General features: G+C 59.5%; 10 protein-coding genes. 7 read left to right on the top strand and 3 right to left on the bottom strand.

Translation table 11 applies throughout. From position 1 onward, the window contains the following. Positions 1 to 325: 325 nt before the first annotated feature. Entirely contained in the window at positions 326 to 706 is a 381-nt protein-coding gene (locus SO156_RS45435; protein ID WP_458145000.1) for a winged helix-turn-helix transcriptional regulator, read from the bottom strand. 149 nt (positions 707 to 855) lie between these two features. Between SO156_RS45435 and SO156_RS45430 the strand changes: the two genes are divergently transcribed. The 5 genes from SO156_RS45430 to SO156_RS45410 all read left to right on the top strand — a co-directional run bounded on the left by SO156_RS45430 (position 856) and on the right by SO156_RS45410 (position 3727). Beyond that, a complete protein-coding gene (locus SO156_RS45430; RefSeq protein ID WP_498539412.1) occupies positions 856 to 1245 on the top strand; it encodes a DoxX family protein in 390 nt (129 codons plus the stop codon). A gap of 48 nt (positions 1246 to 1293) precedes the next feature. Next, complete coding sequence (locus SO156_RS45425; protein ID WP_498539411.1) at positions 1294 to 2037, top strand: SDR family NAD(P)-dependent oxidoreductase; 744 nt, start codon at positions 1294 to 1296, stop codon at positions 2035 to 2037. A gap of 2 nt (positions 2038 to 2039) precedes the next feature. Further along, the gene (locus SO156_RS45420; protein ID WP_458144997.1) at positions 2040 to 2432 is read left to right on the top strand and encodes an MAPEG family protein; all 393 of its coding nucleotides are present in this window, start codon (positions 2040 to 2042) and stop codon (positions 2430 to 2432) included. A gap of 567 nt (positions 2433 to 2999) precedes the next feature. Beyond that, complete coding sequence (locus SO156_RS45415; protein ID WP_498539410.1) at positions 3000 to 3257, top strand: hypothetical protein; 258 nt, start codon at positions 3000 to 3002, stop codon at positions 3255 to 3257. A 317-nt stretch (positions 3258 to 3574) separates the two neighbouring features. After that, entirely contained in the window at positions 3575 to 3727 is a 153-nt protein-coding gene (locus SO156_RS45410; RefSeq protein ID WP_458144995.1) for a hypothetical protein, read from the top strand. A gap of 102 nt (positions 3728 to 3829) precedes the next feature. Here the strand turns inward: SO156_RS45410 and SO156_RS45405 are convergent, their stop codons facing one another. Further along, on the bottom strand, positions 3830 to 4093 hold the full coding sequence (locus tag SO156_RS45405) for a hypothetical protein (RefSeq protein WP_458144994.1): 264 nt from the start codon (positions 4091 to 4093) through the stop codon (positions 3830 to 3832). A 623-nt stretch (positions 4094 to 4716) separates the two neighbouring features. Between SO156_RS45405 and SO156_RS45400 the strand changes: the two genes are divergently transcribed. Both SO156_RS45400 and SO156_RS45395 read left to right on the top strand, forming a co-directional pair. Beyond that, positions 4717 to 4896 carry a hypothetical protein gene (locus tag SO156_RS45400; protein WP_458144993.1) on the top strand — a complete coding sequence of 60 codons (180 nt, stop codon included), beginning with the start codon at positions 4717 to 4719 and terminating at the stop codon, positions 4894 to 4896. 105 nt (positions 4897 to 5001) lie between these two features. Continuing rightward, positions 5002 to 5211: a hypothetical protein gene (locus SO156_RS45395; protein ID WP_458144992.1), complete on the top strand. Its 210-nt coding sequence runs from the start codon at positions 5002 to 5004 to the stop codon at positions 5209 to 5211. 141 nt (positions 5212 to 5352) lie between these two features. Here the strand turns inward: SO156_RS45395 and SO156_RS45390 are convergent. Continuing rightward, on the bottom strand, positions 5353 to 6360 hold a 1008-nt coding region (locus tag SO156_RS45390; RefSeq protein ID WP_498539409.1), incomplete at its 5' end, for a LysR family transcriptional regulator.

Genomic DNA, 6360 nt, shown 5'->3' with positions numbered 1-6360 from the left:
GACCAGATCGTCCCCCATACTCAGTGGTGGTCTCGCTCCGCGCAGCCATGGCTCACATCCGTAGGCTCGATGCGAACTTTCGAGAAGCAGCCTTAGAGCGATCAAACCGGCAACGTAACCTTGACACTGATGGCTGTCGGACGCAGTGGCCGCACCGATCGCTCTGCGATTGGCCTATCAGCGAAGTGGCCGCTCGCCTCGTCGAGGTCCGCTTAAGGGGTGAATAGCGGACTCGATTTGCTCACGTTGAGTTCTTCACATTTTGACACGAAGCGGACTTTCGGAAGCGGCAGCAACTTTAGCTTCACCCTTAGCTTGAGTTGAGTCATTCCCCCTTTGGCTTGCGACCCCGCGCACCGGGCTTCGCTGGTACAGTCTTTCCGAACTTGGTCCACCAAGCTGTCAGGGCCTCCATCGTGGGGCCGAGCCCACGCGCTTTCTCGGTGATCTCATACTCGACCCGAAGCGGCACTTCGGCAAATACGGTGCGCGACACAAGGCCATCAGCTTCGAGTTCGCGAAGTTGCGCGGTGAGCATGTGCTGCGTGATGCCGGGGATCGCCTTTCGTAACTCCCCGAAGCGGTAGATCCGTTGATTGAGCAACCACATGATCTCAAGCTTCCACTTGCCCGAGAGCAGCGCGAAGGCGCGCCGCATCTCTTCGTGCATGTTTATCTCTCTATTGGCCATAGTCTGGTATTCCATACTAACAGCAAGTTATTCATCCTACTTGTCAAAATCAACCTTGTTCTACATTTTCGATGTACGCCGCAAGTGCGTGATGAATACGCGTCCGCGAACAAATCAACACGAAGGAAGGATGTTGCTGTCCCACCAGCAAGCATGACGACCACATGGCTACGATCTACACCTACTGGATCAGTACGGCGCTTTTGTCCGTGTTGTATCTAGCCTCCGCCTTCATGTACCTCACGAAAGCGAATTGGGTTCGGCAAGTTCTGTCCGATCTCGGATACCCGGCTTACCTCGTACCCTTCATGATCGTCATGAAGGTCCTGGGACCTGCCGCGATCCTGTCGCGCACCAACGTAGCGCTCAGCGACCTCGCTTACGCCGGTATGTTCTATCACTTGCTGATGTCAGGCCTGGCCTATCTTGGTGTTCGCAAGCCGAGCGGCGCCTTGCCCGCCGTGATCGGACTCGCGTTGCTCATCGCCTCCTTTGTTACACAGAACGCTGCCCGCGAAATTCCGTCGCCCTACGCGCTGGTGGCGATGTTTTGACGAGCAGGAAAACAACAAACACAACAAGAGCTATCGAAGGAGATGAACATGAACCGACTCAATGGAAAAGTTGCCATCGTCACCGGCGCTGGTCGCGGCATTGGCCGCGCCACCGCGAAGCTGTTCGCGGCGGAAGGCGCGAAGGTCGCGGTCCTTTCGCTTACGCCCGCGAATGTGGATGCCACGGTTGAAGAGATCGAAACGGCGGGCGGCACGGCGCTAAGTGTTGTTTGTGACATCAGCAGGGCCGATCACATCACGGCAGCGGTGAACAAGGTGGTCGCGGCCTATGGCCGGGTCGACATACTCGTAAACAATGCCTTCGACCCAACGGCTCATTTGTCTTCCATCGTTGAGCTTTCGGCGGAGCAATTGCAGCGAAATTTCGAGACGGGACCGATTGCCTATTTGCGCACGATGCAGGCCTGCTATCCCTATCTTAAAGCAAGCAGAGAAGGCCGCGTCATCAATTTCGGCTCGATGGCCGGGATTATTGGCCTCGTGGGTTATGGTCCCTACAACATGGCCAAAGAGGCCGTTCGCGCCCTTACCCGGACCGCCGCGCGTGAATGGAGTGCCGACAAGATCACCGTCAACAACATCCTGCCACTCGCGGAAACGTGGGGCCCTGCCGCGAACGTGCCTGCGCCGACAAATGCGTTGCTTCGGTACGGCTCGCCGGAGAACGACGTGGCCCCGGTTGTCCTGTTTCTCGCCAGCAAGGACGCGCAGTTCATGACAGGAGCCAGCCTTACAGCCGACGGCGGCGCAATCATTGATAGCGCGCGTTAGCCATGGCTGTGCTTCCCATTACCTCTATCTTCGCGGCGGCGTTTGCGGTCTCTCTTGTGGCCCTGTCGTTTCCCATTTCCCTGCGCCGCGCAAAGGTCGGGCAGATGGTAGGCGACAGTACCGATGAGACGCTGCTGCGACGCATCCGCGCCCAAGGAAATTTTATCGAGTACGTGCCTCTTGGGGTGATCTCGCTGGGCTTGGTGGAGGCGCATGCCGCACCGACTTGGGCGGTGGTCGCCATCGGGGCAGCGCTTGCGCTGGGACGACTGCTGCATTTGATTGGCATGCTTGGGGGATTGGCCCCGGTGCGAGGCTTCGGGATGCTCTTTACTTACGCGGCGCTGGTTTTTGCGGCTGGACGCCTCCTTTTGGACGCTACCCCTTGGCTTTGAGCGGCGGTCCCGGAATGTCTGCTCTTGTGCCGCTGTTGGGGATTAAGCAGACGTGAGCCCCGAGGTATTTTTTTGACCTCCGCCCGAGGTTCGCGCACACAGCAGACACTCGCTAGAAATCTCCGACGCGTTTACCTATTACCCGCCGCCGCAGCAAGGACGATCCGCACCGCGAGACGTGGCTAGTCTACAGCGGCGATGTCCGTGTCGGTGTCATCGGTCGCCGCGCCGGTGTCCCGAACTCGGCCCCGCAGTGGAGTTGGTCCTGCGGCTTCTATCCCGGCACTGATCCGGGTGAGTGCCGCTGCGGGATTGCCGAGACGTTTGACGAAGCCCGCACGAGTTTTCAAACAGCGTGGCAGGAGCTGCCGCCACGAGCACTGAGGCAGACTTCGAGATGTGGCGTCGCCAGCGTGACTGGACCGCTTGGAAGGGCCAGATGCACCGGCTAGCGCTTCCGCTGCCGACCCAGCGTCCAGAAGGGATTGCATACTGCTTCTGCGGCGAGGTAGTCACGAACCCAACTCTTGATTCCCACATCCGCGTCGCCCACCGCCTCATCGATCCATGAAGCTCACCGCCGAACGTCCCTTCGCCAACCCGGAAGCCGCAGCCCGCAAGCTCGTCGAGATCGCCGCCGGCATCGAGCCTGTGCAAGACGGCCGCATCCATATCGAGAAGATCAACGCGCCGTTCCTCTACACGCTGAAAGCAACCGGCCCCGAGTTCGGCGCCGGGATCAAGCACGCAGTCGAGCGCGGCTGGCTCGAGCTGCAAGAAAGCGGGACCTATGTCCGGCTCTTGAAGGTCGATGCCGCCGACTGAGGCCTAGCCTACGCCGGCGCGTTTAGGACCTAGCAGGAAGCTGCACCGGTACATGCTGGGACGAGCTCGTCACCCGCGGGGCGCCGTCACGATAAGTGGTCGACTGAATTTGGCTCTGGAGCAGCGTTTCCAAAACGAGAAAAAATCGTTCGCACAGCATTTGTCAAACTCCATTGTTTAACATAGCTGTCATACAGCAGATATATTGCCGCCCTCTTTCGACGCAGTCCAAAAACGGCTTCCTCGAGCTTGCTAATTGTTTCGCGGGGACAACATCCGACGAAAAACTCCATCATAGCTTGTGTGTGCGCCGCAAAATGGCAGAACGGGGCTGGGGCCGCCGTTTTGAAGATCCGATCGAGGTTGACCACCGCGAGCTGGTCACGCTGCATGACGCAGGCGAGTACGTCGCCGCGCTGTCCAAGGCGTGCATGTTGCCCCGGAATGGCAAGCGGCGATGGAAGCCCTGATCCTGGTGGCCGAGCAAGGGGCCCGACGATGCTCGACCGGATTGGCATCATGCGTGTCTTGAACTGCGGAAAGCCGCCGCCAGATTCCGGACCGCAGCGCGCTCACCTCTTGTTGTAAGCTTGCTGCCCGATCTGCGCCGGACGCGGCGTGAGGACCGCGATCTGATGCGGCGACGCTGGCATTCCCGCCATCGTCTGTATGAAAGGCGAGAGGTCCTGCTCCGCGCCGGCCGGTCCCAGCACCATCAATTGATGCGGTGTGATTGGGAGGCCCGCGACTTCATAGACCGGCAGGTCCGCTGCGACAACGTCGATGGTGCCCAGTATGAGAATGGCAAGTGCGACGCCCGATAACCGATAAAACATGATACGGCTCCATTTCTCGAAATCTTCGGTCAGCTCCGATGCGCGTTCAGGGCCGGACGCGGCGAGCCGCCACAGCGCAGAAAATGAAACGTGATGAAAGACATGTTGGCGCAGTGGCGGTGCTCACAAGATCACCATGGCCATGCTAGTGCCGGCCGTGGGCGGAAGTCCTTAAGCCGTCCTTACATTTGGCTGAGCTTTCTCTTAAGGATGCCGGGAGTGCCGAGGCCCGCCGGTTCACGCTGGCGGGCCTTGTCGTTCACCGCCTTAACCGTCGGCAATGTATCGCGAGCCGCTGGCGGTTGCGCCTCCTGAGGGATCGGCATTGGTATCGAACCCGGGAATTTTTCGAGTAGTCGCCGATCTATTTTCCGCCGAGCCAAATTTGCTGCTTTGTGGGAATTGGGCTTCAGGCAATCGGGCCGCTAGGGAAAGCCTGGCGGCCCACCACGCCCAAGCCAACGCGCTCGAGATATAAGAGCAAGCGCGACTACGTCGGCTGCGATACCGCTCATTGGTTCATTCCGAGACCATTGCGGATAAGGAAGGCGAGAGCCCACCTGTGCTTGACGCATTCGCATGTTCACTTTAACCCCGCACGTGATCACGTTGGAGAGCATCAGGTGGCAAAAAAGACGAAGAGCAAGCGCAAGGAATACACCAAGGACGACGTCAAACTGCTCAAGGCACATTCCAAAGCCCGCACCCCAGTGGCTAAGTTGTCAAAGCTGATGAAGCGGTCCGAGGGCTCGTTGAGGCAAAAGGCGCGCAGCCTTGGAGTTGGCTTAGGACACCAGCGTTAACCTGCTGGCTTCCCCCCAAAGTCGAACCGTCCACAGCCTGTTCTTTCCCTGCCACAAACGGAACCCGCCATTCGCGACGGGCTCAAGGCTAAGGGAGAAAGCGCCATGAAGGACGCCGCAAAAGCTGCGGCGAGGCGCGCCAATGCGGTGTGTCGCGATCGACACTGTGGCACTGCTGTCATCTACCGACATACTGCGCAGAGACACGCCACCGTGCGCGTCCTTAACCTTCATCAGTTACGTAAATTTCGGATTCGTCTTGTCGCGCAACTGCAATTCCAGGAACGTCTCTCGCAGCCGAGCGGGATGGTCTGATGCTCGACCTGCGTACCCGCACGGTTAGGGGCCGACCGTCGAGAGATGGCGGCCCCGCCGGGGCTGGAGGTTTGATCTGTGCCGATCGCTGGCCGGATGAGGTGCGCCTGTCCGACATCGAGCCGCGTTTCACCTGCACCGCTACCGTAAGGCTCGGCCTGCGCTGGCCCCGCGTCGGCGCAGGCGCGCGATTTCAGTCGCAGCCTCAGCAAACTGCGCTCGAATGAGTTCGAAGGCACGATCGGCCGCAGGTACAAGTGTACGCCCTTGACGGCGCACGATGCCGAGGGTCATCTTTAGGTCATCCAGCGGCGGATTCACATCGAGCACGATCACCTCACCCGCGCGCAGTGCGTCGATCATTGAAAGGTCCGTTGCCGGGACCACCGCATCGCTGTCAACGATCACCCTTCTCACCGCCGCAACGTCGTCTGCGATGATCCCGAAATGATCAAGCACCGGAGGTTGCAATGAATATAGCTGCGCAAATCGTCGCAGCAATGTTTCCTCGAGGTGGCCGGTCCCGATGAGCGTGTATGTCTCGAGCTCCTTAATTCCGATCCGCCGCTTCCGTGCCAGCGGGTGATGTTGTCGGGCGAACCAGCCGAAGGTGCAGGGAAAGACCGGCTCGGCCGCCAGATCTGGGATGAGTGCCGCGACGCTGATATCGCCGACAAAAAAGTCGAGCGTCTCTCCAATGAGCGCATCGACCATCGTATCCGATGTCTTGATGAGTGCACTCAGCTTGAGCGCGGGCGCCTCCTGCATCAACTTCAACATCATGGGTCCGAGCAGCCAGGCAGCGAGTGAGGAACCCATGGCGAAGGAGAGCCGTCCGAGCTCGCCGCCTCGCATCAATTCGAGCTCACGCGTCCCCTCATTCGCGTCGAACACGATCCGACGGGCGCGCTTCGCATAAGCCAGGGCATATGGTGTCGCTCGAAGACGTCGGCCCGTTCGATCGAACAGTGGCGCGCGCAATTCGTCTTCTAGCGCGCTCAAGCTGCGCGACAGCGCCGGCTGACTGAGATGCACCGCCTCGGCGGCTGCACTCAGCGATCCCAAATCGAGAACCGCAAGGAAATGGCGAAGCTGTCGCGTATTCACGGCGTCCGCATAATTGCAAGTTATGCATGAATTATGGAGTAT

Source organism: Bradyrhizobium sp. UFLA05-125, assembly GCF_059803515.1.
The sequence above is the reverse complement of the archived record's forward strand: the minus strand, read 5'-3'. Positions and strand labels throughout refer to the sequence as shown.